General features: G+C 35.1%; 1 protein-coding gene. It reads left to right on the top strand.

Going from position 1 to position 231, the window contains the following annotated elements; translation table 11 throughout:
* A partial coding sequence (locus tag ACX9YW_RS23610) for a hypothetical protein (RefSeq protein ID WP_460351249.1) occupies window positions 1–195 on the top strand: 195 nt, incomplete at its 5' end.
* Window positions 196–231 lie beyond the last annotated feature (36 nt).

The following is a 231-nucleotide window of genomic DNA, read 5'->3' as shown; positions in this document are numbered from 1 at the left end:
AAAGAGTTGATAAAAGCTCAAAAAGTTAATCTGGCTTGTTTTCTTTTTAAAAAAAGAAGTTTGTTAATGTTTGGTTGTTTAGTTTTCAAAGAGCAACTTTTACATATTAACAACATTTTAATATGTTGTCAACATGTTTTTATCTATTTTGCAAAAACAAAATTTTGGTGGAGTCAAGGGGGATCGAACCCCTGACCTCCTGCGTGCAAGGCAGGCGCTCTCCCAGCTGAG

Source organism: Pseudoneobacillus rhizolycopersici, from assembly GCF_054786815.1.
This window is presented reverse-complemented; position numbering and strand designations above follow the sequence as displayed.